This is a genomic window from Lebetimonas sp. JS138 (assembly GCF_000523335.1).
In the GTDB taxonomy this organism is placed as follows: domain Bacteria; phylum Campylobacterota; class Campylobacteria; order Campylobacterales; family Nautiliaceae; genus Lebetimonas.
Genome location: NZ_ATHT01000001.1, coordinates 778,648 through 801,038, shown reverse-complemented (window position 1 = coordinate 801,038; position 22,391 = coordinate 778,648). Strand labels below are relative to the sequence as shown.

The following is a 22,391-nucleotide window of genomic DNA, read 5'->3' as shown; positions in this document are numbered from 1 at the left end:
TCTTGATAGTTTTCTTTTTAAAAGGTTTTGAAGTTAAAAGGATTCTTGCCATTCCTCTTGTTATTTTTCTTGTTACAAATGTTTCTCCACGTCTTGGACTCCGTAATCCAATACGCATAGAGTTTAGCTACTGCATAAGGACTTCTTGGATAAAATGGTGTGCCTTACAGCTTCTAAAATTCTTAAAATCCCTATACCATCCGCGTTTGCAGTATATTCCGGTTCTTCAAAACTAACTGCTACATGTGATTGTGCTGCGTTATATTCATACTGTCTGTCATATCTCCGTAATGTAAAAAGAAATTTACATTTTCTTCATGCGGGGGTCTATTCTTTTCGTATTAAAAAGGCTTGTTCTTCTTTTTATACCATGAACTTCATAACCTTTTTCAAGTAAAAATTCTGCTAAATAACTCCCATCTTGACCGATATATTCTATTTCTATTCCAATATATGCTTGAGTAATAAATTCTGCTACCGAACCTTTTGAAATTTCTATAAATCTAATCTGTTCTTTTAGAGATTCTTTTTCCAGTCCTTCTGCAATATTACTTGCTATAGATAATGCCATTAGCACACATTCTTGAAGATTTTTTCCAAAAATCTAACTTTTCACATTTCATATCTTAGCACCTATCACTTAGCACATACTTCTATTAAAATCATCTTCAATTCTTACAATATCATCTTCGCCTGTATATTCTCCAACCTGTGCTTCAATTAATACCACAGGTATTTTACCTGGATTTGACAATCTGTGAATCTCTCCCATTTTTATGTATGTTGATTCATTTGGTCTTACTAAATATTTTTTATCTCCCACTTGAACTTCTGCTGTCCCGCTTACTACCACCCAATGTTCGCTTCTGTGGAAATGTTTTTGAAGGGAAAGTCTTTTACCGGGTTTTACTATTATTCTTTTTATTTTATATCCGTTTTCATCTATTAAATTCTCAAACACTCCCCACGGTCTATAAACTCTCGTATGAAACTTTGTTAAGTCTTTGTTTTCTTTTTCTAATCTTTTTACCACATCTTTTACTTTTTGTGTTTTGCCTTTTTTTGTTATGAGTAAAGCATCATTGGTATCTATTACAATAAAATCTTCAAGTCCTATTGTAGCAACTGTTTTTTTTGGATTATCGCTGTAATAAAAGTTATTTTTGCTTTCTATCTCAACAGGTTTTACATTTGAATCTATTTCTTTGACTAAACTATCAAAACTTCCTACATCATTCCATTCAAAATCTGATTTAATTACTTTTATTTTATCACTCTTTTCCATTACTGCATAATCTATACTCTCTTCTGGAATACTTTCCATATCTTCTAATCTTATTCTTAAAATATTTTTATCTTTTTTTGCATTTTTATAAGCTTCTAAACTTTTTTCATAAATTTCAGGAGCATATTTTTTAAGCTCTTCTAAAAACACTCCCGCTTTAAACATAAACATTCCGCTATTCCAAAATCTGGCTTTTCATGAAATTTAATAACATCTCTGCTTCTATATATCCGTATCCTGTATGAGCTTCACTTGGTTTTATTCCAAATGTTACTAAATATCCCTGTTGGGCTAATTCTTTTGCTTTTGTTATCGCTTCTTCATATTTTTTTTTCATTTTTTATTAAATGATCGCTTGGAGTTATAAAAAGTATTTCATCCTCATCTGAATTAAATGAAGCTAAAGCTATTGCCGGGGCAGTATTTCTTCCTATAGGTTCAAGTAAAAAGTTTGTATTATTTAATTTATTTATCTCTTCTAATTGATCTAATGCTAAAAAATATTGATTTTCATTTGATACTATAAGCTGTGAATTGCATAGTTTTGAATTTCTCTTTGCTGTAAGCTGAAAAAGTGATTTATTATCAAAAAGTTTTATAAACTGCTTTGGCATTAGTTTTCTGCTTAACGGCCATAGCCTTGTTCCACTCCCCCCGCATAATATTATTTTTTTCATAACTTTCTCCTAAAAATTTTTCATAATTTTACCAAAAATTTCACTCAACCGTAACCGATTTAGCTAAATTTCTTGGCATATCTACATCATTTCCCATTCTAATAGCCACTTCAAGTGCTAAAAGCTGGGTTATAACCATCATTTCAAAAAATTCTATCATCGGATGATTTGCTAATGAAATTTTAACATAATCATCGGTTAATTCAATCTCTTCACTTGAAACTGTTAACACTGTGGCATCACGCGCAGCTAGTTCTTCAATATTTGATTTTGTTTTTTCAAATAGTATGTTTTTGCTAAGAAGCGCTACTACAAAAAGCTCAGGGTCAGCTAAGGCAATAGGTCCGTGTTTCATCTCGCCTGCCGGGTATCCTTCTGCGTGAATATAGCTTATTTCTTTTAGTTTCAATGCTCCTTCAAGTGCAAGAGGATAAAAAATATCTCTTCCTATAAAGAAAAATCCGTGCCCGTGAAGGTATCTTTTTGAGAGGCGTTTTATTTTTTCATGAATTTTAGAATTTACTTTTGTAGCTTCAATTGCCTGATTTATAATTTCATATTCGTTTTTATCTGCTAAATAATTACTAAGCATCCATAAAGTCATAACTTGCGTAGCAAATGCTTTTGTAGAAGCTACTCCTTTTTCAATTCCAGCTCTAAGCAGTATTGTCCTATCAGCCTCTCTTACTATTGAAGAGTTATCCATATTACAAAGTGCAAGGGTTTTAAGTCCAGCTTTTTTAGCCATTTTAAGAGTTTCAAGTGTATCTGCTGTCTCTCCACTTTGAGAAATAACTATAAAAAGAGTATCTTTACTAAGAAGAGGTTTTCTATATCTAAGTTCGCTTGCAACTTCTACATCTACCCTTATTTTTGCATCTCTTTCAATTAAATACTTTCCAACAAGTCCTGCATGATAACTAGTCCCGCATGCTGAAATAATTATATTATTAATTCCTTCAAAAAAGCTTTTGTCTAATTCATCAAACACAATACCATCTTTTGTATTTCTGCCAAGTGTATTTTCTTTTAAAACATCATATTGTTCATAAATCTCTTTTTCCATATAAAACCTAAATCCGCCTTTTTTTGCTGATTCTTTATTTGCAGGAAGAGGTTTAAAACTGTCAACATATCCAAATTCTCCATCTTCTACATAATGAGCTGTATTTGCATAGCCAATTAGCGGTGCATCAGATGAAGCGAAGAAAAATTTACCTTCGTTTTTAGCAACTATTAAAGGACTTCCTTTTTTTGCAAAAAATATTTTTTCAGGCTCTTTTTCAGTAATTAATAAAATCGCATAAGCACCGTCAATTTTTTCAAAAGTTTTTTTAAAAGCTTCAAAAGCATCTCCTTCATAAAAATGCTCAAAAAGTTTAACAATTACTTCAGTATCTGTTTGTGAAACAAAAGAGATATTCTCTTTTTCAAGCTCTTTTTTAATTTCCTGATAATTTTCTATGATTCCGTTATGCACAACTGCACTGAATTCTCCTATATGAGGATGGGCATTAAGTTCTGTAGGTTTTCCATGAGTTGCCCATCTTGTATGGCCTATTCCAAGAGTAGGATTACTGAATGTAACATTTTTTACCTTCTCTTCCAAGTTTTTAAGCTTTCCTACTGCTTTTATTACTTTTAGCTCACCTTCATCTATTAAGGCAATTCCTGCACTGTCATATCCTCTATATTCAAGTTCTTTAAGACCTTCAAGTAAAAAATCCTGTGGATTTTTAATCCCTTTAACCCCTACTATTCCGCACATATTAACCTTTCATTCTTCCATACATATAATTAGTTGCTTCTATAAACCCGTCAATGCTTCCACAGTCAAACCTTTTTCCTTTAAACTTATATGCTATTACCATACCTTCTTTTGCCTGCATTTTTATAGCGTCAGTAAGCTGAATTTCTCCGCCTTTTCCGGGTTTAACATTTCTTAATAAATCAAAAATATCAGGAGTTAAAATATACCTTCCTATGATTGCTAAGTTACTTGGTGCTTTGTCAACATCCGGTTTTTCAACCATATCATCTACCATAATTACACCATCTTCTATCTCTTTTCCTGCTACAATTCCATATTTATTTACTTCGTTTTTATCCACTTCTTCAACAGCTATTATTGTACATTTATATTTTTTGTAAAGTTTAACCATCTGTGTTAAAACTTCCCCCACACACAAATCATCCGCCAAAACAACCGCAAAAGGATTGTTGCCAATGAGTGGTTCGCCACTCAAAACCGCATGTCCGAGTCCAAGCATCTCTTTTTGTCTTACATATGTAAAAGTGCATTTTTCTATCATTTCATTTGTTTCTTTAAGCAAAGAGGCTTTACTTGAATCTTTTATTTTATTTTCAAGTTCTGGGGAAAAATCCAGATAATCCTCAATAGCCCTTTTGTTTCTTCCTGTTACAAACCCTACTTCAAAAATTCCCGCATTCATAGCTTCTTTTATTCCGTAATGAATAAGGGGTTTATTAACAACCGGCAGCATCTCTTTTGGAACCGACTTTGTGGCCGGTAAAAATCTTGTGCCATACCCCGCCGCAGGAAACAGTACTTTTTTTATCATTTTTTCTCCTTATTCTACTAACATTTGATTTATAATTTTCTTTACTTCATAAATAACTTTTCTATCTATTTTTCCTAATTTTTTTATTATTCTTTTTTTATCAATAGTTCTTATTTGATCTAATACAATATAAGAATTTTCTCCTGCTTTAATCCTAGTTGGATAATTTCTTGTTTTAGAAGTCATCGGTGCAATTATTAGAGTATTTATATTAAAATTCATTTCATTTGGAGAAATTATAACACAAGGCCTTGTTTTTTTAATTTCAGAACCAATTGTAGGGTCTAAATTTACAAGCACTATTGAATATTGATTATACATCCATATCCCAATCTAAACTATCATCAATTAAAAGTTTATCATCATTATTTTTGTGCATTTTTTTAAATGCTTCATCCCAACCTTTTCTGCTATTTATTGGAATAATTATTAATTTATCATTTTCTTTTATTATTTTTACTTTTTCTGAATTTATTTGAAATTCTTTAGGTATTCTAATTGCCTGTGAATTCCCACTTATAAAAACTTTTGCTATTGCCTCCATATAAGAACCTTTTTTATTAAAAGTATATACAAATATACATTAAAAATCAAATTCAACATTTATAATTCAACATTTATAATTCAACATTCATAATTCAACATTCATAATTTATTTAGCTTTTTCTCCCACTCATATGCACTCTTACAAATAAATCCCAAATCATCATATTTTGGTTGCCATTTCATTTTTTCTTTTATTTTTGAATTGTCTGAAATCAGCATTGCTGGATCTCCCGCCCTTCTCTTAGCATTTTCCGCTTTAAAATCAACTCCGCTGACTTTTTTCATTGTATCAATTACCTCTTTTACGCTGGCACCCCTGCCGTATCCTACGTTAAAAATATCACTTTTATTATTATCTAGATATTCAATTGCATTTATATGCACATCTGCCAAATCAACTACATGAATATAATCCCTTATGCAGGTTCCGTCAGGTGTAGGATAATCATCTCCAAATATATACATTTTATCTCTTTTCCCCACTGCACATTCACTAGCCACTTTTATTAAATGGGTTGCATTTTTTGTTTTCTGCCCTATCATCAAATCGGGGCTCGCCCCCGCCACATTAAAATATCTGAAAATTACATATTTTAATCCGTGAGCTTTAGCAGCATCCTGAATAATATTTTCGCTGAACAGTTTACTCTGTCCGTACGGATTTATCGGATTTGTAGGAAAATCTTCACTAATACCGACATTTTTCACTTTTAACTTTTCACTTTTCACTTTTATATCCGGTTCGCCGTATACCGCCGCCGTAGAAGAGAATATAAATTTTTCCACTCCGTATTTAACGGCCAAATTTACTAAATTAGCAGTGTTTGCTGTATTGTTTAAATAATATTTTAAAGGCTTTTCCACACTCTCAGGCACTATCAGACTTGCCGCAAAATGGATAATCGCATCAAATTGCTTTGTTTTAAAAATACCTTCAATTTCATTCCAGTTGCTAAGATTTGCTTCAATAAACTGAAAATCTCTAATTGTTTTTAGAGTATCAATTGTATCTTTAAATCCACTCACCAGATTATCTATTACAGTTACATCATAATCACTGTTTTCTAATAAAAGCTTTACCACATGGCTTCCTATATATCCGGCCCCGCCGGTAACTAAGATAGATGTTAGATGTTTAATGTTAAATGTTGAATTTGTTTTCATTTTAGCCCTTTTTGATTTTGTTGTGATGTTTTAATAATTTTAGTCAAAATATTGATTATTGAATCAATTTCTTTTAACAAATTTTTATTTTCTTCAAAATATCCACTATCTATTAATAATTTTATCCAGTACCTTGTTTCTCTTGCTTCTTTAGCCGCTATACTCATTTTAGCAATAAAATCTTTTTTAGTTATACCAGCTTGAGCTTCTTGAACATTTGCTCCAATTGAAGTCCCACATCTTAATAATTGTTTTGACATTATATATTCTTTTTTCACTTCAATTATATATTTATAAATTTTTGCAATTTCAAGAGCAAATTCATAACTCTTTTTAACTATTAAATTATTTTCTTTAATTTTTCCTTTCTTATTCATAATTTAACATCCAAAATTTCTCATTCATCATTCAACATTTATCATTCATCATTCAACATTTATAAAACTCCCTGTACCACTCAACAAAATTTCTAATCCCTTCTTTAACATCTGTATAAGGTTTATAGCCTAAATCTTTTTGCAAATCAGTTGTATCGGCCCACGTGCTTGCAACATCCCCGGGCTGCATTGGAAGCAGGTTTTTTTTAGCTTCCCTACCAAGTACTTCTTCAATTGCCTCTATAAAATCCATAAGTTTAACCGGAGCGCCGTTTCCTATATTGTAAACTTTATAAGGAGCCACACTCTCGCTCGGCCTTCCGTTCCACTGAGGATTTGGTTTTGGAGGATTGTCAATTACCCTCACGACACCTTCAACAATATCGTCTATATATGTAAAATCCCTTTGCATATCGCCATAGTTATATACATCAATCGGTTTATTTTTGAGTATATTTTTTACAAATTTAAATAAAGCCATATCGGGTCTTCCCCAGGGCCCGTAAACGGTAAAAAATCTCAGCCCCGTTGTAGGAATGTTGTAAAGATATGAATATGTGTGGCTCATAAGCTCCTCTGCTTTTTTTGTGGCGGCATACAGGCTGACCGGATGGTCCACATTGTCATCTGTTGAAAAAGGCTGTTTTTTATTTAGCCCGTATACACTCGAGCTGCTTGCATAAGCTAAAGATTTTACACCTGTTTGCCTTACGGCTTCCAGTATGTTCATATGCCCTACTATATTTGAACTGATATAAGCATCCGGATTTTTAAGGGAATACCTCACCCCCGCCTGTGCCGCAAGGTGGCATACTTTATCGAATTTTTCTTTTTCAAAAAGTTTAAAAAGATTAAATTTATCTTCAAGATTCAGTTTTATAAACCTGTAATTCGGATATTTACTAGACTCTACAATTTCGTTATATTCTATTTTTTCCTTGTCAATTCCGGCCTCATTTAATCTTGCATATTTTAAATTCACATCATAATAATCATTTATACTATCAAGCCCTACTACCTCATCCCCTCTTTTTGCAAGTCTGTTGGCCAAATGAAATCCTATAAATCCTGCCGTTCCTGTTACTAATATTTTCATATTATTCCTTTTTTACTTATTTATTATTTATATTTATTCTCCATTTTACATTTTCCATTTTCCATTATTAATTAATATTTAGTCTTTAGAATAAATATCCCTTGTATAAACTTTTTCTTTAATATCCTCTAAATTTTCATCAATTCTGTTTGCCAAAATCACATCGCATTTTTTAAGTTCGCCCAAACTGTCGCTAAATTCAACACCCTCTATTTCATTCCCTTTTGCCTTTGGCTCATAAACTACTATTTTTACAAAAGGTTTTAACATTTCAACCACATCAAATATGGCGCTGCTTCTGAAATTATCGCTTCCCGCTTTCATAATGAGCCTGTAAACACCGACTGTTTCCGGTTTTTTATCAAGTATTCTTTTTGCAATAAATTCTTTTCTTATTACATTTGATTCCACTATCGCATCAATAAGTCTCTGCGGAACGTTATCAAGCCTGTAATTTGCCAAAAGCTGTTTTGTGTCTTTTGGAAGACAGTATCCGCCGTATCCGAATGAAGGGTTGTTATAATGCATTCCGATTCTCGGGTCCAGACACACACCTTCAATTATCTCTTTTGTATTAAGACCTTTTGATATGGCAAAATTGTCCAGTTCATTAAAAAATGAAACCCTCATGGCAAGATAGGTATTTGCAAACAGTTTAACCGCTTCGGCTTCTGTATTGTTTGTAAAAACAAGCGGAATTGTCTCTTTATATGCCCCGTCTCTGAGTAAATTGGCAAATATTTCGGCTTTAGCGCTTTTTTCACCCACAATAATCCTGCTCGGATACAGACTGTCATACAAAGCTTTCCCCTCCCTTAAAAACTCAGGCACAAAAAATATATTTTTAAAATTAAATTCTTTTTTTATTCTTTCTGTATATCCTATCGGGATGGTTGAGCGGATTACTATTGTGGCTGATGGATTTATTTCTATTACATCTTTTATTACACTCTCAATGGATTTTGTGTTAAAATAATTGGTAACAGGGTCGTAATCCGTAGGAGTTGCTATTACCACATATTCAGCCCCGTCGTAAGCCTCTTTTTTATCAGTGGTGGCTTTTAGATTCAGTTTTTTTGTCTGAAAAAACTCGGTTATTTCCTTATCTTCGATAGGAGACATTCTTTTATTTACCATTTCCACTTTCTCAGGGATTATGTCAAGAGCCACAACTTCGTTGTTTTGTGAAAGAAGCACCGCATTGCTTAGCCCCACGTATCCTGTTCCAGCTATTGCTATCTTCATTTTATTTCCTTTATCATAATTAAAATTTTTTTCTTTTTATCTTTAAATAAAACCTTTTTTTTAGTTACCAAATAATAAAATCTTTCATTTTTTTGCAAAAAACCTTTTTTTAACTTTATAATTTTACCCAAATTTTGAATAGGTTTTTTTTCTATGATTTTATCTATAAGATTTTTTGGATAACCGGGGGAGAGTTTTTTGATAAATCTATTTTTTGAAACACATTTTTTATTTAAGCAAACACTGTTTTTGTAAATAGTAAATTCAACCGGAACACTGGCGTCTTTATAAATTATAAGTTTTTTATAATTAAATCCTTTTTCCAAAAATCCCTGATCGGCCGCTTTTACAAAAGGAGTGTCAATTACCGCATACACAGGCGTTGTTTTAGTGGCACAACCAAAAATAAAAATGTAAAATGTAAAATGTAAAATGTAAAATGACTTTTTTAAATTAAATTTTCCATTATCCATTGTCAATTTTCCATTATCTTATTTTTTTTATTTTATTTCTTGAAAGTTTATAAATCTTAGAAGGTTTTCCCTCAAAAAGGCCTCTTTTATTTTCCACTGTAACATCGGCTGTGTTTTTAGCCCACATTTCATCAAATTCTCTGCCGCTTTTATTGGCGGAAGTGGAATACATCCAGGAAAATTTTTTCAAAAATTCTAAATGCGACTCATCTCTTACCACCCTGAAACTTTTTTTATTGGGATATATAAAAGTGGTTTTTTTGCTTCTTCTAACCCTGTTTTTAAACTTGTCCGGCACCCTTGTAAATTGTTTTAAAGTTTTTAAACTGTCGACTTCCATTAATATGGGCTGATTTAAAGGACGGTTTTTTATTTTATTTAATTTTTCTTTATCCTGTGATAAAAATCCGGCGGTTGTATCGGTTTGAGTTAAATAAATTTTATTTGGATTCATTTTTTTTCCTAAGAAGTATTGCAATTTCATCCATTTCTTTGGCTTCTTTCAGTTTTGCTTTTTTAAGTATTTTTTTTATTTCTTCATTTTCCAAATATTTCATTTTTTCATATTCAATATTGGCTTTTTTAAGCTCATTCATAAGTTCATTTTTTCTGTTTTCTAAAACAATAATTTGATTTTTTAATTTTTCCATCTCCCCCCTTAACAGATGCTGCTGGGATTTAATCTGTGAAAAAAGAGAGAAATTCCCGTTTTCAGGAAGAGTCAGGGAAAAAAGAATATTTTGCAGGTTTTCTATTTTTTTATTCAGCTTAGTTATAGAAAAATTTATTTTTTGTACATCTTTTTCAAGTTTCTGGACAACCTGTTTTTTTATTTTTACAACAGAACTGAATTTTGTTTTCAATTTTCACTTTTCATTTTTCATCATGGCCGCTTTTGATAGCCAGATGAGCGTAATTCGTTTTGCTCATTTTCGCTCATTTTCCATTTTCCATTTTTCATTTTACACTTTTCACTTAATTGCTTGGCCTCTTGGCTACTCACAACTCACAACTCATCACCTCACTATCGTATCTTCCCTCTCGGCCCCGGTTGAGATATATTTTATTTTACAACCTGTTTTTTCTTCCAAAAATTCTATATATTTTTTGGCATTATCAGGTAAATCGCCCCATTTTCTTGCCCCGCTGCTTCCGTCCCATCCGGGAAGTGTTTCATAAACCGGTTTTACGTCATCCAAATCACTCGGGAAATAATCAAGTCTTTTTCCGTTTCTTTCATATCCCACACCCACTTTTACCTCTTTAAATCCGTCAAGCACGTCAAGCTTCATCAACGCCACTTCATCACAGCTGTTAATGGTAATGGCGTATTTTGCCGCCACAACATCAAACCATCCGCATCTTCTAGGCCTTCCGGTGGTGGTACCGAATTCTGCTCCCTGTTTTCTTATTCTCTCTCCCTCTTCACCTGATTCCTCTGTAGGAAAAGGGCCGTTGCCGACTCTTGTTGTATACGCTTTTGCAATGCCTGTGACTTTGTTTAATTTTTTAGGGGGAATTCCGCTGCCGGTTAACGCCCCGGAAGCTATCGTGTTTGAGCTTGTAACATACGGATAAGTCCCGTGGTCTATATCAAGAAGCGTTGCCTGGGCACCTTCAAGCAGCATATTTTTACTTATGTTATCCCAAAGATATTTTGTAGTGTCTGTAATGTTTTCAAAAAGTTCCTCTTTATAAAAGATTAACCGTTTTTTAACATCGTTAATATCAGGAATTTTTACCCCGAGATATTCCAAATAGCCTTTGTTCATTTCATAATAATCACTCAGTTTTCCAATCAGTTTGTCAATATCTTTAAGTTCACCCATCCTTACACCGGCTCTTACAATCTTATCCGCATATGCAGGGCCTATTCCCCTGCCTGTCGTACCTATTGCATTTTTACCCCTGAGTCTTTCGCGGGCCTTATCGATGGCTATGTGATGATCGAGTATCATATGCGCTTTATCGGAAATAAGCAGTCTGTTTTTTATATTCTTATCAAAATCTTTTATCTCTTTTATAAGCTGGGGAGGATAAACAACAACCCCGTTGCCTATCACATTCACGGCGTTTGGATTTAATACACCGCTTGGCAGTAAATGAAGGGCGTATTTTTTACCGTCCAATACAACGGTGTGTCCCGCATTGTGCCCGCCCTGAGAGCGGATTACAACATCATAGTTTTTTGCAACCAAATCTACTATTTTCCCTTTTCCCTCATCTCCCCATTGAAGTCCTACAATCAAATCAACCATTCATATCCTTTAAAAGATTATCCGTATAAACAGAAAAGCCTACACTTTCGATTCCGTCCACCTTGTATCTTCCGCCTTTTGCAAAAACAACATTATCTTTTATAAATCTGTAAAAAATTCCCGTATAATATCTTAAATTCGTTACATAAAGAGGGGCGATTATGTCTTCTTCGTTTGCAATATCTTTAATTTCTTTTAAGTATTTTTGAATTTCGCCCGGATAAACGCTTAAATCCTCCAAATCCTTTTTTGAATTTACAAAAAGAAGTTTTTGCAGCCAGGTTTCGTTAAATTTGTATATTCTCATTTTTTTTATATCTTCCAAATGAAGCCCCGTTAATTCACATACAACCCTTGGAATTTTAATATGTGAAATCTGAAGGGTGTAATTTTTGTTAAGCCTTTTAAAAATCTGTTTGTTTATATTTACAATTTCTTTTAAATCCCCTTCAAGCCATTCAGCGCCTATTTGATATATTTCATGACTCGGATATCTGAAAACAGGCTGAATATAAAACCATTTTTTAGCTTCGGTTTTAAGCCTTTTAATAACAAGCCTTATTACATCGATGGAAGAATCGGCCCTGAGGGCCAGATTTCTATTTTGGGTATCGGTTAATTTTATTATTTCTTTTTCGCTTAACGCAATTTGCTGATGGTAGGAAAAATAGGGGGTGATTATTTCTTCGAACTCATTGGCATCAAAAACTTCACTTGCCACATTTTCTATTTCCCTTTTTATTTTGGCACTCCTGCCGAAATAAAATCTGCTCCCGGACGGAATTTCATGTTTAAAAATCATCTATTTTCTCTCCTCGGTATATATTCTGAGTGCACTGCCGTCATATTTTCTAATTCCAAGCTCATCTAAGGCAAGTTCAAGCGAATTTACGATATAAAGCATTTTGTTTTCGTCAATTATTCCCATATTGTTGATTCTAAAGAGTTTGCCTTTCATAAAATCCTGGCCTCCCGCAACATTGATTTCATATTTTTCTTTTAAAATTTTTATAATTTCCTCCGCTTTTTCACTGTAAACCGCAGCCATTGAAGGTGCCGGCACCTGAGGAAAAACAGTAAGTCCTATTTCTTCAATAGCCGCAAGAAGCGCACTGTGTCTTTTAGCAGTATTTTCATAATGTTTATCAAATCCGATTTCTTCTAATTTTTTAAGCACTTCATCTAATGCAATAACAAGACTTGTTGCAGGCGTAAAAGATGTTGAGCCATCACGCTGTTTTTTTATTTCATTTGCAAGGTTAAAATAAAAACCTTTTCCTTTTCCTATTCGTTGAACGGCTTTTTCACTGAGACCTAACATTGCAAGTCCCGGAGGAAGCATAAACGCCTTTTGGCTTCCGCCTACCAAAACATCGATATTTGCGGTATCTATATCTTCAACCCCCATAGCGGTAATAGCATCTGCCACTATTATAATATCGGGGTTTATCAGTTTAACTTCGGCCGCAATGTCCTCAACAGGATGCCTGAGCCCTCCCGCACTCTCACAAATCTGAATAAATATTGAATCTATTTCTTCATCTTCCTCGACAGCCGCAACAATATCATCTGCCGCAGCGGGGGTATCCCAGTCATATTTTATTTCCCTGAAAGGGATATTAAACGCACTGCAGATTTTCCCCCATCTTTCACCGAATTTCCCGGCATTTATTGTTAGGGCTTTTTGTTTTACAATGTTCGTTACAGCCGCCTCCATAGCCCCGCTTCCGGAACTTGTCAAAAATACTGCTTCGGGCAGATGGGTCACTTTTCTAAATCTTTCAAGAGTATCAAGCAGAATTTGTTTAAATTCAGGGGTTCTGTGGTGTATTGTTTCACCCAAAAAAGTTTCCCTTACAAAATAAGGAATTTCTACCGGTCCCGGTGTTGCTAAAATCATTTGTTATCCTTTATTTTATTTATAATTTTTTCAGCGTCAAATCCAAAATATTTATAAACTTCGCTTCCCTTTCCGCTTGAGCCAAAACTCTCCATTCCAATCACCATATCGGCATATTTATACCACTCAAGCCCCCGTGCGGCTTCAATGGCAATAACTTTTCCTTTTAAGAGTCCTTTTTTAAATTCCTGTGTCTGCTTATCAAACAGATCAAAACAAGGCACACTTACAACCCTTGCATTAATTTTTTCGGCAATTTCCACAGCCAAATTCACTTCACTTCCGCTAGCAAGGATTGTAATTCCGTCGCCTTCCCTTAAAACATAAGCCCCCCTGCTTAAATCAATATTTTTAGGGGTTATATTTTTAAGCCCCTGACGGCTGAGGGCAAAAGCAACCGGTGCATCGATATTAAGTGCCGCCTTCCAGCAGTTTACATTTTCATTCGCATCCGCAGGTCTGAAAACATAAAGATTAGGAATAGCCCTAAGCGCCGTTAAATGCTCAATCGGCTGATGGGTCGGCCCGTCTTCCCCTAAAGCAATGGAATCGTGTGTGAATATCCAGTAATTTTTATGTGAACTTAGCGCCGATATTCTCAGTGCTCCCCTTAAATAATCGCTGAATACCAGAAATGTGGCAGCGTAAGGCAAAAACCCGTATGCGCTAAAGGCATTGTTTATAGCCCCCATTGCGTGTTCCCTGATACCGAAATGCAAATTTCTCCCGTGAGGAAAATCATCTTCATTTTTTAAATGGGTGTTGTTTGAAGGGGCCAAATCCGCACTTCCGCCAAGAAAAGACGGAACTGCCTTTGCAATTGCATTTAAAATTTCTCCGTTGCTTTTTCTTGTGGCAAGGCTGACATTTTTTTCAAATTCAGGCCATTTAATTTTATTAAAATCCCTGTTAAAAAATTCTTCAATTTCCTTGGTATTTGCTTTTTTTCTCCATTCGGCTTCTAATAATTCACCTTTTTCTTTTACACACCTGAACCTGACCAGTACATCATCAGGCACAAAAAAAGTTTTATCATTAGGAAATCCTGCCGCTTTTTTACTTTTCTTTATAACATCTTCACCAAGAGGCGCTCCGTGGGTTTTTTCGCTTCCCTCAAGCCCGACAGCACCCCTTGCTATAATTGTCTTTGCTATTATAATTGTAGGTCTTCCGTCCGTTTGAAGCGCTTTTTTAAGCGTTTTGGCAATATCTTCATAATCATGCCCGTTCATTTCAAGCACTCTGAAATTTTGGGAAGCAAACCTTTTTTTAATATCGTCTTTAAATACTTTGCCAACCTCTCCTTCGATAGAAATATTATTACTGTCGTATATTAAAATCAAATCTTCAAGCCCTTCGCTTCCGGCAATTGAACAGGCTTCATAACTTATGCCCTCTTCCAAATCCCCGTCACCGCACAGACACCATATTTTATGGTCAATTTCCGGAAATTTTTTATGTAAAAATTTTTTGGCCATTGCAAAGCCTACGGCATTTGCCACGCCTTGACCTAAAGGACCTGTTGTCACTTCAATCCCAGGAGTATGCCCGAATTCTGGATGTCCGGGAGTAATGCTGCCAAGCTGCCTGAAATTTTTCAAATCATCCATTGTAATATCATACCCCCATAAATAGAGCATAGAATAAATAAGCGGCGTTGCATGCCCGCCTGAAAAAACCAGTCTGTCCCTGTTTATAAAATGAGGGTTATGCGGGGTCAGATTAATAACTTCACTGAGCTCCACCATTATATCCGCCAAGCCCAAAGCGGCTCCGGGATGCCCCGAATTCGCCTTTTGCACCATATCAGCCGCCAAAAACCTTATTGTATCAGCCATTTTTTTCTTCATATTCATTCTAATCCTTCCTTTAAAATTTTTTCTATTATTTGTTTTAATTCTGGTAATTTATCAAAAATTGTATTCCATATTGTTAAAAAATCTATTCCAAAATAGTTATGAGAAACAATATTTCTAAAATCTATAATTTTTCTCCAATCATAATTCGGATAAACTTTTTTTAAATCTTGATAAATATTTTTAGTAGCTTCTCCTATTATTTCAAATTCCCTAATTACCGCCTGATAAGTTTTTCTGTCATTTTTAAATTCATCAAAATCTATATAAACAACATAACTTTCAATAGCATTAACAGATTCTAATATGTCATCTAAAAAAAGAGATTTATCTCTATGCATTAATAATATCCTTGTAAATATTTTTTTTTAACTTTTCTCTTATCATCTCTTTTGTAGCTAAATCAATTTTTCTTTTAAATTTATCTTCTAATTTATACTTTAAATCGAAATAGTTATCAAAAGTATGAAATTTATCTGATATAAACTCTACCATAATATCAATATCACTGTTTTCATTATCTTCTCCCCTCGCCACACTTCCAAAAAGATAAATTTTTTTTATTCCATATTTTTTCCTAAAATACTCTTTATTTTCTTTTAAATACTCTAAAACCTTATTTTTTATACTTTTCATTTTGTATTATGCCTATTTAAATATTTATTTAACAGTTTTTTCAATTCATTTTTTAAATTTTCATCAAAATTTCCCATTTCTTTTTCTATTTCACCTGCTAAATTATCCGCCTTTTTTCTTGCTTCTTTTTCTCCCAAAACAGTAACGAATGTATTTTTATTTTCATCCACACCCGTTGTTTTACCTGTTTTTGATGAATCAAGCAAATCAAGTAAATCATCTTGAATTTGGAAAAGAAGTCCGAGTTTAATACCAAAATCATATAATTTTTCCGCCAAATCGGTTTTATTTACAATAATCGCACCCATTTTAAGACTTGCCGCAATTAATTTTGCCGTTTTATTTATATGCAAAAATTTAAGCTCATCCAAATTAAGCTTTTTATTTTCAAAATAACAGTCAATTACCTGCCCTAAAACCATTCCGTTCGGACCTGCCGCATTTGAGAGAGTTTTAATAAGTTCTGTTTTTATATCATTATGCATAGGGGCTTTGCTTAAAACCTCAAAAGCATATGTATTTAAGGCATCCCCGACCAAAATAGCGGTTGTTTCATCATAAGTTGTATGAAGGGTTGGATGATTGCGTCTGAGAGCCGCATTGTCCATTGCGGGCAAATCATCGTGAATTAAAGAATATGTGTGAATAAGCTCAATAGCAAAAGCCGCATATTTTGCATTATCCGCTAAAAGCGGGTTATATGCGTTTACCACCGCCAAAAGAAGTCTGGGTCTGAATCTCTTTCCTCCAGCTATTAGCATTTCGTTTAATGCTTTTTCAAAAAAAGGATGAAAGCTTTTGGCACTAATTAAATTTTTTTTTATAAAATCTTCCATTACTTACCTTAAGGGAATATTTAATATTATACCTTGAAAATTCAATGTAATTGTAACATTTTTATAAGTGGAAAGTACCTTTTTAAGCTCATTGAAAGAAGAAATTTTTTTGTTGTTTATTTTTATCAGTTTTGCGCCTTCTTTAATATAATATTTTTCTTTCAGATTATCTGGAAGTTTTATAACTGTTAAATTTTTATCTACAACAATTCCGAAATGCATTAGAGGTGTAAAACCGTATTCTTTTTTTCTAATCTTGATTTTATATATATGTTTGGCAGTTTTAATCTCTACAATATTTCCTGGTTTTCCAAGCAAAATATATTTTGAAAAAATCTGCGGGGTTGCCGGACGGGCATTTATTGAAATTATTTTTTCTCCCAGCCTGAGCCCTTTTACATAAAAAGGGTCAAAAGAGATAATTTTCATATTTTCATCAGTATCAATTCCTACATCCCCCCAACAGCCGTACTTTATAAAATGTTTTATATATTCACTTTTTATAAAGCCATCTCCCCTGCCTATCCCGTAAGCCCTACAGAACATATCTGAGATAACAGAATTTTTAAGTGTTTTTACACTGATTTTTGCGGGGGTTAAGAAGTTCATATCCTCAGCAAAATTCCCCACATAAATTTTATTTTTTTTAATTGATGCCATCCACCATGCAAGCTTTGGATTATCATAAAATTTAACCGTTTTTTTATTCTTTTCTTTAATTAGGCACATTCCTGTAAAAGGGTCGTATTTTATACAGTTTTTATTACCAAAAATAATACTTGAATTTTTAGAAACAGGAATTGAATTTTCAATAAAAGAATATTTTTTAAGACAGGGAGTTAAATCTATAAAAGCAAACAGAAAAAGGGGGATTATAAATATTATTTTTTTCATTGTCCCAAATTAAGCCCGCCGAACATATTGAGAGCCTGCGATTTTTTATCTTCCAAAGCCATTTTAACAGCATCATTCACAGCACTCATAATTAAAATCTGCATTGATTCTTTGTCATCAAGCAGGGAATCATCTATTTTCAAATCTATTATTTCAAATTTTCCGTTTACGGTTGCCTCAACCATTCCCCCTCCCGCAGTAGCGGTATATGTTTTAGTGTCAGCCTCAGCCATACTTTCCTGAAGTTTTTTCATCATTTCGTTTAAATCCATATTTCCATACATTTTACTCCTTTAATAAAGATAACAGATACTGTTTAGGTAAATTATCTATTTCACTTTTTGAATAAATTTTTAATATCCAAATTTCATTCTCTTTTTCTATCAAATAATATATAACTCTAAATCCTCCCCGTTTTCCTCTTTTAGAAGAAGAATTTTTTATTCTTAATTTATAAAAAGAATCTCCTAATTCTATCCCGTTTTTAGGATTTTTTTCTAAAATATTTAATAATTCCTTTAAATCTTCTTTTATATTTTTATATTTTTTTGTTAATTTTTTAATATCTTTTTTAGCAGTTTCTAAAATCCTAACTTCATATTTCATTTAAAAAATCTTCTAATTTTTGAGGTTTAATTTTATTATTTTTTAAGTAATTTAATTCCCTTTTTACTTCTTTAAATTCTTGTTCAAGTTCTTTAACGGTTATTTTATTGATAAGACCGTCTTTCAAATTATTTAAAATTGATAAAATTGTTTCTAAATCGTTATCTTTTATTTTTATTTCAATAGTTTTCATCACTCAGCCTTTAAATTATCTGTAATTTCAATTATTTCATTATTGTCATTTACAATTATAACAGATGGTTTAAAAGTTTTTGCTTCTTGTAAATCCATAGATGCATATGCAATAATAATAATTTTATCCCCTACATGTACTTTTCTTGCCGCCGCACCGTTTAAACACACTTCGCCGCTGCCTTTTTTTCCTTTAATTACATAAGTGGAAAATCTCTCACCGTTATTGATATTTACAATATCCACTTTTTGACCTACAAGCATTTTTGCTTTTTCAATCAGTTCTTCATCTATGGTAATGGAGCCCACATAATTTAAATTGGCATCTGTTACGGTTGCCCTGTGAATTTTGCTATAAAGCATTTTTATATTCATTTGATCTCCTTAAGCACAGAATTCCCCCTCAATTAAATATTCTTTTTTTGGTATTTGCATTTATATATCTTTATATTATTATATCACATTCGCATTATATATTAAAACATTAATCTAATATTAATTTAGTGCAAGTATTTCAATATTTCTTGCTTGTCATTAAAATGGATTTTTTTATTGCAAAATTCCATATATTTTTCATCTCCTTTTCCTAAAATCAGAACTGCGTCAAAATTTTTTGAAATTGCAACAGCCCTTTTTATAGCCTCTTTTCTATTTACGATTATTTCAAAAGGCGTTTTTTTAATTCCTTTTTTTATATCTTCTATTATATTAACAGGATTTTCACACCTTGGATTATCGTTTGTAAGAATTATATATTCAGCCAAATTATCAGCTACTTTACCCATCTTTGCTCTTTTTTCCCTGTCCCTGTTTCCTCCTGCACCGAAAACAACCAGTTTTTTACCTTTAACGGAGCTTATTACTTTTTGCATTCCGTCAGGAGTATGCGCAAAATCTACAATTATCAGAGGATTAATGGATACTGTTTCCATTCTGCCGGGCACTCCTCTAAAACGTGAATAGTGAGTAGTGAGCAGTGAATAGTTAGTTAATAATTCAACTGTTTTAATTGCAAGAGAAAAATTCATTTTGTTAAATTCTCCAGCCATAGGGATATTATCAACAATTGGCTTTTCTAAAACATATAAATTTTCACAATTTACATTAAAATCATAACCACATATTTCCACTTTACACTTTTCATTTTTAACTTTTAACTTACCATTTATTACTTTTACCGCTTCGTCCTGAAAAAAACTCTCTTTTACTTTTTTATATTCCTGCATTGATTTATGATAATCTAAATGGTCCTGCGAAAAAGAAGTCAGAATTTTTGCCGAGTATTTTATTCCTTCAATTCTGTTTTGCGCAATTGCGTGTGAGCTTACTTCCATAATAAAAAAATCTGGTTTATATCTGTAAAGCCTTTTTATTGTAGTAAATATTGAAGGGGTTGTAAGCGTTTTTTCCTCAACTTTTTTTCCGTTTACAAAAAGTCCCTCCGTTCCCTGAACAGCCACAATGTATCCTAAATTTTTCAGCAGATACCCGAGTACAAAAGCGGTGGTTGTTTTTCCGTTGGTACCGGTTATTCCTATAAATTTTGTTTTTACATCTTTTAACAAATCTTCCGGGGTTAAAAAAGAGGTTATATGTTTTGAATATTTTGCGTTTTGAATAGTTTTTAAAAAAATTTTATTTTTATTTAATTCTTCTGTATTATCGGTAATTAAATTTTTATTTATTAATTCTTCATAATTCATTGTTTTAAAAGTGTATTAAATCCTTCTATTAAATCCAAATCATCTATATTAAATATCAATTCTTCAAAATAATTAATAGCGTTTTCCCTGAATCCGTATTTTAATAAAAGTTCAAAAAATTCAAGCACTTCTTCTTTTTTTTCAAAAATTACTTTGGTTGAAAGAATTATATTTTCCAAATCCTCTTTTGTTTTAATGATTTCTTTTACATCTTTAAACAAAATACCGTTCATTGCTTCAGGATTTATATCATTTTCCAAAAACAGGGAATTTATTATTTTCATAACTTTTTTATAATCTTTTTTCTCAATCGCCTCTTTTAAAATAGCTTTTATTTCAGAATGAATATTTGAGTAACTCATCTAATTTATCCTCATATCCGTGCGGTACATTCATTACTGCCAAATCCGGATGAATCTTTTCTTTCAGGGCTTTTTCAATACCGTATTTAAGCGTGGCCCCGGCACTAGCACATCCGACACACCCTCCCTGAAGCTGAACAAATACAACAGGTTTTTGAACATCTATCAATGTAACATCGCCCCCGTCCATCTGAAGCATCGGACGAAGCTCTTCAATTACGCTGCCTACAGCCTCTTTAAGCTCTTCATTGGAAAATGGAATTTCAGCCATATTTATCCTTTTTTTGCTAAATATAACAAATTAAATTAATTAAATCAATAGGGGAAAAGAAAAAGAGGGTTAATCCTGAATAAGTTCAATTGTACACAATTCAGCCGCATCGCCGATTCTGAATCTTGTTTTGATAATTCTTGTATATCCGCCGTTTCTTTCTTTGAATTTAGGAGCAATAATATCAATTAATTTCTGAGTCGCCGCTTTTGCTCTTTTGTTGCTTCCAAGTTTTGAATATATGAATCTGTGCGTATTAAAATCCGCATTTTTTGCACGAGTTATTAATCTTTCAATATATCTTCTAAGTTCTTTCGCCTTAGGAACAGTTGTTTCAATTTTTTCATGCTCAATCAAATCGCATGCCAAGTTTCTAAGAAGCGCAGCTCTGTGCTCGCTGTCTCTTCCCAGTTTTCTGTATCCGTGTCTGTGTCTCATTAAATCTCCTTAAGTTTTGATAGTTTTTCTTCAATAACTTTTTTAATTTCAAGCGGCAGTGTTTTATTGATAGAAAATCCTATTTCATCTAATTTATCAAATATTTCTTCAAGTGATTTTGCCCCTAGATTTTTAATATTGGCTATTTTTTCTTTACCCATTAAAACAAGTTCACCGACATATTTGATTCCGGCCCTATCAAGCGCATTAAAACTTCTACTTCTGAGATTTAAGCCCTCTATCGGTTCGAATAATATATCGTAAGTATCATCCAAAATTACATTTTTGGCTGTTTTTGTTTCAATGTTAAATTCTTTTGTAAATATACTGAATTGTTTCAAATACGCATCTATTGCATTTTTAAACGCCTCTATAGGAGAAATTTGCCCGTCTGTTTCAATTTCGAAAATAACTTTTTCAAAATTAGGGTCGTCTTCAACCAATATGTTTTCTATATTATAAACAACTTTTTTAATCGGGCTGAAATATGCATCAAGTCCTATAAATCCTTCAGGAAGGGAATCTCTGAAATTTTCAACGGCTACAAATCCCATTCCTCTTTTTATAATTAATGTAAGTTTAAGCTCGCCTTCTTCATTAAGCGTGGCTATATATGATTCAGGTGTAACAATTTCTATTTTATCATTTTCCAAGTCGGCCCCTTTAATTTCTTTAGGACCTACAAAATGATAATCCACGACTGCCTCGTCACCTTCTTTTAATTTAAATCTGATGTTTTTAATATTAATAATAAAGCTTGCAACATCTTCAAGCATACCTTTTAGTGAATCAAACTCGTGTTTTACCCCTTCTATTTTCATAGCGACTGGGGCAAAACCTGGAGTGGAGGCAATAAGAACCCTTCTTATGGGATGGGCTACGCTTACCCCAAATCCCGCTTCAAAAGGATAAATTTCAATATTTGCTTTATTTTCTTCTTCTTTATATGAAACTTCACTTGGGACAATAACTTCTGTTTTAATTTTATTCATTT

At 32.8% G+C, this 22,391-nt stretch carries 28 protein-coding genes and 3 pseudogenes; all 31 read right to left on the bottom strand.

Annotated elements, in window-relative coordinates; translation table 11 throughout:
* Positions 1–34: 34 nt before the first annotated feature.
* Positions 35–451: pseudogene (locus tag DZ67_RS11250) on the bottom strand (GDP-mannose 4,6-dehydratase); the annotation flags it as partial.
* Between the two features lie 27 nt (positions 452–478).
* Positions 479–571: pseudogene (locus tag DZ67_RS11245) on the bottom strand (four helix bundle protein); the annotation flags it as partial.
* Positions 572–640: 69 nt separating this feature from the next.
* Positions 641–1,962, bottom strand: a pseudogene (locus DZ67_RS11240) (mannose-1-phosphate guanylyltransferase/mannose-6-phosphate isomerase).
* Between the two features lie 40 nt (positions 1,963–2,002).
* Positions 2,003–3,730, bottom strand: a complete 1,728-nt coding sequence (gene glmS, locus DZ67_RS0104505) for a glutamine--fructose-6-phosphate transaminase (isomerizing) (protein WP_024791787.1) — start codon at positions 3,728–3,730, stop codon at positions 2,003–2,005.
* 1 nt (position 3,731) lies between these two features.
* Positions 3,732–4,544: a UTP--glucose-1-phosphate uridylyltransferase GalU gene (gene galU / locus DZ67_RS0104500; protein WP_024787484.1), complete on the bottom strand. Its 813-nt coding sequence runs from the start codon at positions 4,542–4,544 to the stop codon at positions 3,732–3,734.
* Between the two features lie 9 nt (positions 4,545–4,553).
* Positions 4,554–4,865: a type II toxin-antitoxin system PemK/MazF family toxin gene (locus tag DZ67_RS0104495; protein WP_024790799.1), complete on the bottom strand. Its 312-nt coding sequence runs from the start codon at positions 4,863–4,865 to the stop codon at positions 4,554–4,556.
* Entirely contained in the window at positions 4,858–5,088 is a 231-nt protein-coding gene (locus DZ67_RS0104490; RefSeq protein ID WP_024787482.1) for an antitoxin, read from the bottom strand. The genes DZ67_RS0104495 and DZ67_RS0104490 overlap by 8 nt, the downstream gene beginning before the upstream one ends.
* 101 nt (positions 5,089–5,189) lie before the next feature.
* Positions 5,190–6,254, bottom strand: coding sequence for a UDP-glucose 4-epimerase GalE (gene galE / locus DZ67_RS0104485; protein ID WP_051428175.1), 1,065 nt, complete (start codon positions 6,252–6,254; stop codon positions 5,190–5,192).
* On the bottom strand, positions 6,251–6,631 hold the full coding sequence (locus DZ67_RS0104480) for a four helix bundle protein (protein WP_035907118.1): 381 nt from the start codon (positions 6,629–6,631) through the stop codon (positions 6,251–6,253). The genes galE and DZ67_RS0104480 overlap by 4 nt, the downstream gene beginning before the upstream one ends.
* 52 nt (positions 6,632–6,683) lie before the next feature.
* Entirely contained in the window at positions 6,684–7,727 is a 1,044-nt protein-coding gene (locus tag DZ67_RS0104475) for an NAD-dependent epimerase (RefSeq protein ID WP_024787479.1), read from the bottom strand.
* A 78-nt stretch (positions 7,728–7,805) separates the two neighbouring features.
* Positions 7,806–8,972, bottom strand: coding sequence for a nucleotide sugar dehydrogenase (locus DZ67_RS0104470; protein ID WP_024787478.1), 1,167 nt, complete (start codon positions 8,970–8,972; stop codon positions 7,806–7,808).
* Complete coding sequence (locus DZ67_RS0104465) at positions 8,969–9,445, bottom strand: hypothetical protein (RefSeq protein WP_024787477.1); 477 nt, start codon at positions 9,443–9,445, stop codon at positions 8,969–8,971. Before DZ67_RS0104465 ends, DZ67_RS0104470 begins: the two co-directional genes overlap by 4 nt.
* A 13-nt stretch (positions 9,446–9,458) precedes the next feature.
* A complete protein-coding gene (locus tag DZ67_RS0104460; RefSeq protein WP_024787476.1) occupies positions 9,459–9,899 on the bottom strand; it encodes a Sua5/YciO/YrdC/YwlC family protein in 441 nt (146 codons plus the stop codon).
* Positions 9,886–10,308, bottom strand: coding sequence for a flagellar FliJ family protein (locus DZ67_RS0104455; RefSeq protein WP_024787475.1), 423 nt, complete (start codon positions 10,306–10,308; stop codon positions 9,886–9,888). The genes DZ67_RS0104460 and DZ67_RS0104455 overlap by 14 nt, the downstream gene beginning before the upstream one ends.
* Before the next feature lie 153 nt (positions 10,309–10,461).
* Positions 10,462–11,703, bottom strand: a complete 1,242-nt coding sequence (locus DZ67_RS0104450; RefSeq protein ID WP_024790798.1) for an adenylosuccinate synthase — start codon at positions 11,701–11,703, stop codon at positions 10,462–10,464.
* Positions 11,696–12,505: an ATP phosphoribosyltransferase regulatory subunit gene (locus DZ67_RS0104445; RefSeq protein ID WP_024787473.1), complete on the bottom strand. Its 810-nt coding sequence runs from the start codon at positions 12,503–12,505 to the stop codon at positions 11,696–11,698. The genes DZ67_RS0104450 and DZ67_RS0104445 overlap by 8 nt, the downstream gene beginning before the upstream one ends.
* Positions 12,506–13,603, bottom strand: a complete 1,098-nt coding sequence (locus tag DZ67_RS0104440) for a pyridoxal-phosphate-dependent aminotransferase family protein (RefSeq protein ID WP_024790797.1) — start codon at positions 13,601–13,603, stop codon at positions 12,506–12,508.
* On the bottom strand, positions 13,600–15,453 hold the full coding sequence (gene tkt / locus DZ67_RS0104435; RefSeq protein WP_035907381.1) for a transketolase: 1,854 nt from the start codon (positions 15,451–15,453) through the stop codon (positions 13,600–13,602). The genes DZ67_RS0104440 and tkt overlap by 4 nt, the downstream gene beginning before the upstream one ends.
* Before the next feature lie 2 nt (positions 15,454–15,455).
* Positions 15,456–15,800, bottom strand: coding sequence for a HepT-like ribonuclease domain-containing protein (locus DZ67_RS0104430; RefSeq protein ID WP_024787470.1), 345 nt, complete (start codon positions 15,798–15,800; stop codon positions 15,456–15,458).
* Positions 15,793–16,095, bottom strand: a complete 303-nt coding sequence (locus DZ67_RS0104425; protein WP_024787469.1) for a nucleotidyltransferase family protein — start codon at positions 16,093–16,095, stop codon at positions 15,793–15,795. The genes DZ67_RS0104430 and DZ67_RS0104425 overlap by 8 nt, the downstream gene beginning before the upstream one ends.
* On the bottom strand, positions 16,092–16,931 hold the full coding sequence (locus DZ67_RS0104420) for a polyprenyl synthetase family protein (RefSeq protein ID WP_024787468.1): 840 nt from the start codon (positions 16,929–16,931) through the stop codon (positions 16,092–16,094). Before DZ67_RS0104420 ends, DZ67_RS0104425 begins: the two co-directional genes overlap by 4 nt.
* 3 nt (positions 16,932–16,934) lie before the next feature.
* Positions 16,935–17,825 carry a DUF7488 domain-containing protein gene (locus DZ67_RS0104415; RefSeq protein WP_024787467.1) on the bottom strand — a complete coding sequence of 297 codons (891 nt, stop codon included), beginning with the start codon at positions 17,823–17,825 and terminating at the stop codon, positions 16,935–16,937.
* A complete protein-coding gene (locus tag DZ67_RS0104410) occupies positions 17,822–18,082 on the bottom strand; it encodes a YbaB/EbfC family nucleoid-associated protein (RefSeq protein ID WP_369792212.1) in 261 nt (86 codons plus the stop codon). The genes DZ67_RS0104415 and DZ67_RS0104410 overlap by 4 nt, the downstream gene beginning before the upstream one ends.
* 28 nt (positions 18,083–18,110) lie before the next feature.
* Complete coding sequence (locus DZ67_RS0104405) at positions 18,111–18,431, bottom strand: type II toxin-antitoxin system RelE family toxin (RefSeq protein ID WP_024790794.1); 321 nt, start codon at positions 18,429–18,431, stop codon at positions 18,111–18,113.
* Positions 18,421–18,624, bottom strand: coding sequence for a hypothetical protein (locus tag DZ67_RS0104400; protein WP_024790793.1), 204 nt, complete (start codon positions 18,622–18,624; stop codon positions 18,421–18,423). Before DZ67_RS0104400 ends, DZ67_RS0104405 begins: the two co-directional genes overlap by 11 nt.
* Positions 18,624–18,998: an aspartate 1-decarboxylase gene (panD, locus tag DZ67_RS0104395; RefSeq protein WP_024787464.1), complete on the bottom strand. Its 375-nt coding sequence runs from the start codon at positions 18,996–18,998 to the stop codon at positions 18,624–18,626. The genes DZ67_RS0104400 and panD overlap by 1 nt, the downstream gene beginning before the upstream one ends.
* Positions 18,999–19,123: 125 nt before the next feature.
* Positions 19,124–20,326: a UDP-N-acetylmuramoyl-L-alanyl-D-glutamate--2,6-diaminopimelate ligase gene (locus DZ67_RS0104390; protein ID WP_024787463.1), complete on the bottom strand. Its 1,203-nt coding sequence runs from the start codon at positions 20,324–20,326 to the stop codon at positions 19,124–19,126.
* Positions 20,323–20,688 (bottom strand): hypothetical protein, encoded by a 366-nt coding sequence (locus DZ67_RS09810; protein WP_024787462.1) that lies wholly within the window; start codon positions 20,686–20,688, stop codon positions 20,323–20,325. Before DZ67_RS09810 ends, DZ67_RS0104390 begins: the two co-directional genes overlap by 4 nt.
* Complete coding sequence (locus DZ67_RS0104380; RefSeq protein WP_035907112.1) at positions 20,663–20,959, bottom strand: NifU family protein; 297 nt, start codon at positions 20,957–20,959, stop codon at positions 20,663–20,665. Before DZ67_RS0104380 ends, DZ67_RS09810 begins: the two co-directional genes overlap by 26 nt.
* 69 nt (positions 20,960–21,028) lie before the next feature.
* On the bottom strand, positions 21,029–21,397 hold the full coding sequence (gene rplQ, locus DZ67_RS0104375; RefSeq protein WP_024787460.1) for a 50S ribosomal protein L17: 369 nt from the start codon (positions 21,395–21,397) through the stop codon (positions 21,029–21,031).
* Positions 21,397–22,389, bottom strand: coding sequence for a DNA-directed RNA polymerase subunit alpha (locus DZ67_RS0104370; RefSeq protein WP_024787459.1), 993 nt, complete (start codon positions 22,387–22,389; stop codon positions 21,397–21,399). Before DZ67_RS0104370 ends, rplQ begins: the two co-directional genes overlap by 1 nt.
* Between the last annotated feature and the right edge of the window lie 2 nt (positions 22,390–22,391).

What these genes read in the sequence shown, in the direction of transcription:
- DZ67_RS0104370 (WP_024787459.1), bottom strand. Translation starts at nt 22,389, where the DNA reads ATGAATAAAATTAAAACAGAAGTTATTGTCCCAAGTGAAGTTTCATAT.
- DZ67_RS0104445 (WP_024787473.1), bottom strand. Translation starts at nt 12,505, where the DNA reads ATGATTTTTAAACATGAAATTCCGTCCGGGAGCAGATTTTATTTCGGC.
- DZ67_RS0104480 (WP_035907118.1), bottom strand. Translation starts at nt 6,631, where the DNA reads ATGAATAAGAAAGGAAAAATTAAAGAAAATAATTTAATAGTTAAAAAG.
- DZ67_RS0104425 (WP_024787469.1), bottom strand. Translation starts at nt 16,095, where the DNA reads ATGAAAAGTATAAAAAATAAGGTTTTAGAGTATTTAAAAGAAAATAAA.
- rplQ (WP_024787460.1), bottom strand. Translation starts at nt 21,397, where the DNA reads ATGAGACACAGACACGGATACAGAAAACTGGGAAGAGACAGCGAGCAC.
- tkt (WP_035907381.1), bottom strand. Translation starts at nt 15,453, where the DNA reads ATGAAGAAAAAAATGGCTGATACAATAAGGTTTTTGGCGGCTGATATG.
- DZ67_RS0104420 (WP_024787468.1), bottom strand. Translation starts at nt 16,931, where the DNA reads ATGGAAGATTTTATAAAAAAAAATTTAATTAGTGCCAAAAGCTTTCAT.
- DZ67_RS0104440 (WP_024790797.1), bottom strand. Translation starts at nt 13,603, where the DNA reads ATGATTTTAGCAACACCGGGACCGGTAGAAATTCCTTATTTTGTAAGG.
- DZ67_RS0104405 (WP_024790794.1), bottom strand. Translation starts at nt 18,431, where the DNA reads ATGAAATATGAAGTTAGGATTTTAGAAACTGCTAAAAAAGATATTAAA.
- DZ67_RS0104390 (WP_024787463.1), bottom strand. Translation starts at nt 20,326, where the DNA reads ATGAATTATGAAGAATTAATAAATAAAAATTTAATTACCGATAATACA.
- DZ67_RS0104450 (WP_024790798.1), bottom strand. Translation starts at nt 11,703, where the DNA reads ATGGTTGATTTGATTGTAGGACTTCAATGGGGAGATGAGGGAAAAGGG.
- DZ67_RS0104415 (WP_024787467.1), bottom strand. Translation starts at nt 17,825, where the DNA reads ATGAAAAAAATAATATTTATAATCCCCCTTTTTCTGTTTGCTTTTATA.
- galE (WP_051428175.1), bottom strand. Translation starts at nt 6,254, where the DNA reads ATGAAAACAAATTCAACATTTAACATTAAACATCTAACATCTATCTTA.
- DZ67_RS0104460 (WP_024787476.1), bottom strand. Translation starts at nt 9,899, where the DNA reads ATGAATCCAAATAAAATTTATTTAACTCAAACCGATACAACCGCCGGA.
- DZ67_RS0104400 (WP_024790793.1), bottom strand. Translation starts at nt 18,624, where the DNA reads ATGAAAACTATTGAAATAAAAATAAAAGATAACGATTTAGAAACAATT.
- DZ67_RS0104470 (WP_024787478.1), bottom strand. Translation starts at nt 8,972, where the DNA reads ATGAAGATAGCAATAGCTGGAACAGGATACGTGGGGCTAAGCAATGCG.
- DZ67_RS0104495 (WP_024790799.1), bottom strand. Translation starts at nt 4,865, where the DNA reads ATGTATAATCAATATTCAATAGTGCTTGTAAATTTAGACCCTACAATT.
- panD (WP_024787464.1), bottom strand. Translation starts at nt 18,998, where the DNA reads ATGAATATAAAAATGCTTTATAGCAAAATTCACAGGGCAACCGTAACA.
- DZ67_RS0104410 (WP_369792212.1), bottom strand. Translation starts at nt 18,082, where the DNA reads ATGATGAAAAAACTTCAGGAAAGTATGGCTGAGGCTGACACTAAAACA.
- galU (WP_024787484.1), bottom strand. Translation starts at nt 4,544, where the DNA reads ATGATAAAAAAAGTACTGTTTCCTGCGGCGGGGTATGGCACAAGATTT.
- glmS (WP_024791787.1), bottom strand. Translation starts at nt 3,730, where the DNA reads ATGTGCGGAATAGTAGGGGTTAAAGGGATTAAAAATCCACAGGATTTT.
- DZ67_RS0104430 (WP_024787470.1), bottom strand. Translation starts at nt 15,800, where the DNA reads ATGCATAGAGATAAATCTCTTTTTTTAGATGACATATTAGAATCTGTT.
- DZ67_RS0104380 (WP_035907112.1), bottom strand. Translation starts at nt 20,959, where the DNA reads ATGGCTGAAATTCCATTTTCCAATGAAGAGCTTAAAGAGGCTGTAGGC.
- DZ67_RS0104465 (WP_024787477.1), bottom strand. Translation starts at nt 9,445, where the DNA reads ATGGATAATGGAAAATTTAATTTAAAAAAGTCATTTTACATTTTACAT.
- DZ67_RS0104475 (WP_024787479.1), bottom strand. Translation starts at nt 7,727, where the DNA reads ATGAAAATATTAGTAACAGGAACGGCAGGATTTATAGGATTTCATTTG.
- DZ67_RS09810 (WP_024787462.1), bottom strand. Translation starts at nt 20,688, where the DNA reads ATGAGTTACTCAAATATTCATTCTGAAATAAAAGCTATTTTAAAAGAG.
- DZ67_RS0104490 (WP_024787482.1), bottom strand. Translation starts at nt 5,088, where the DNA reads ATGGAGGCAATAGCAAAAGTTTTTATAAGTGGGAATTCACAGGCAATT.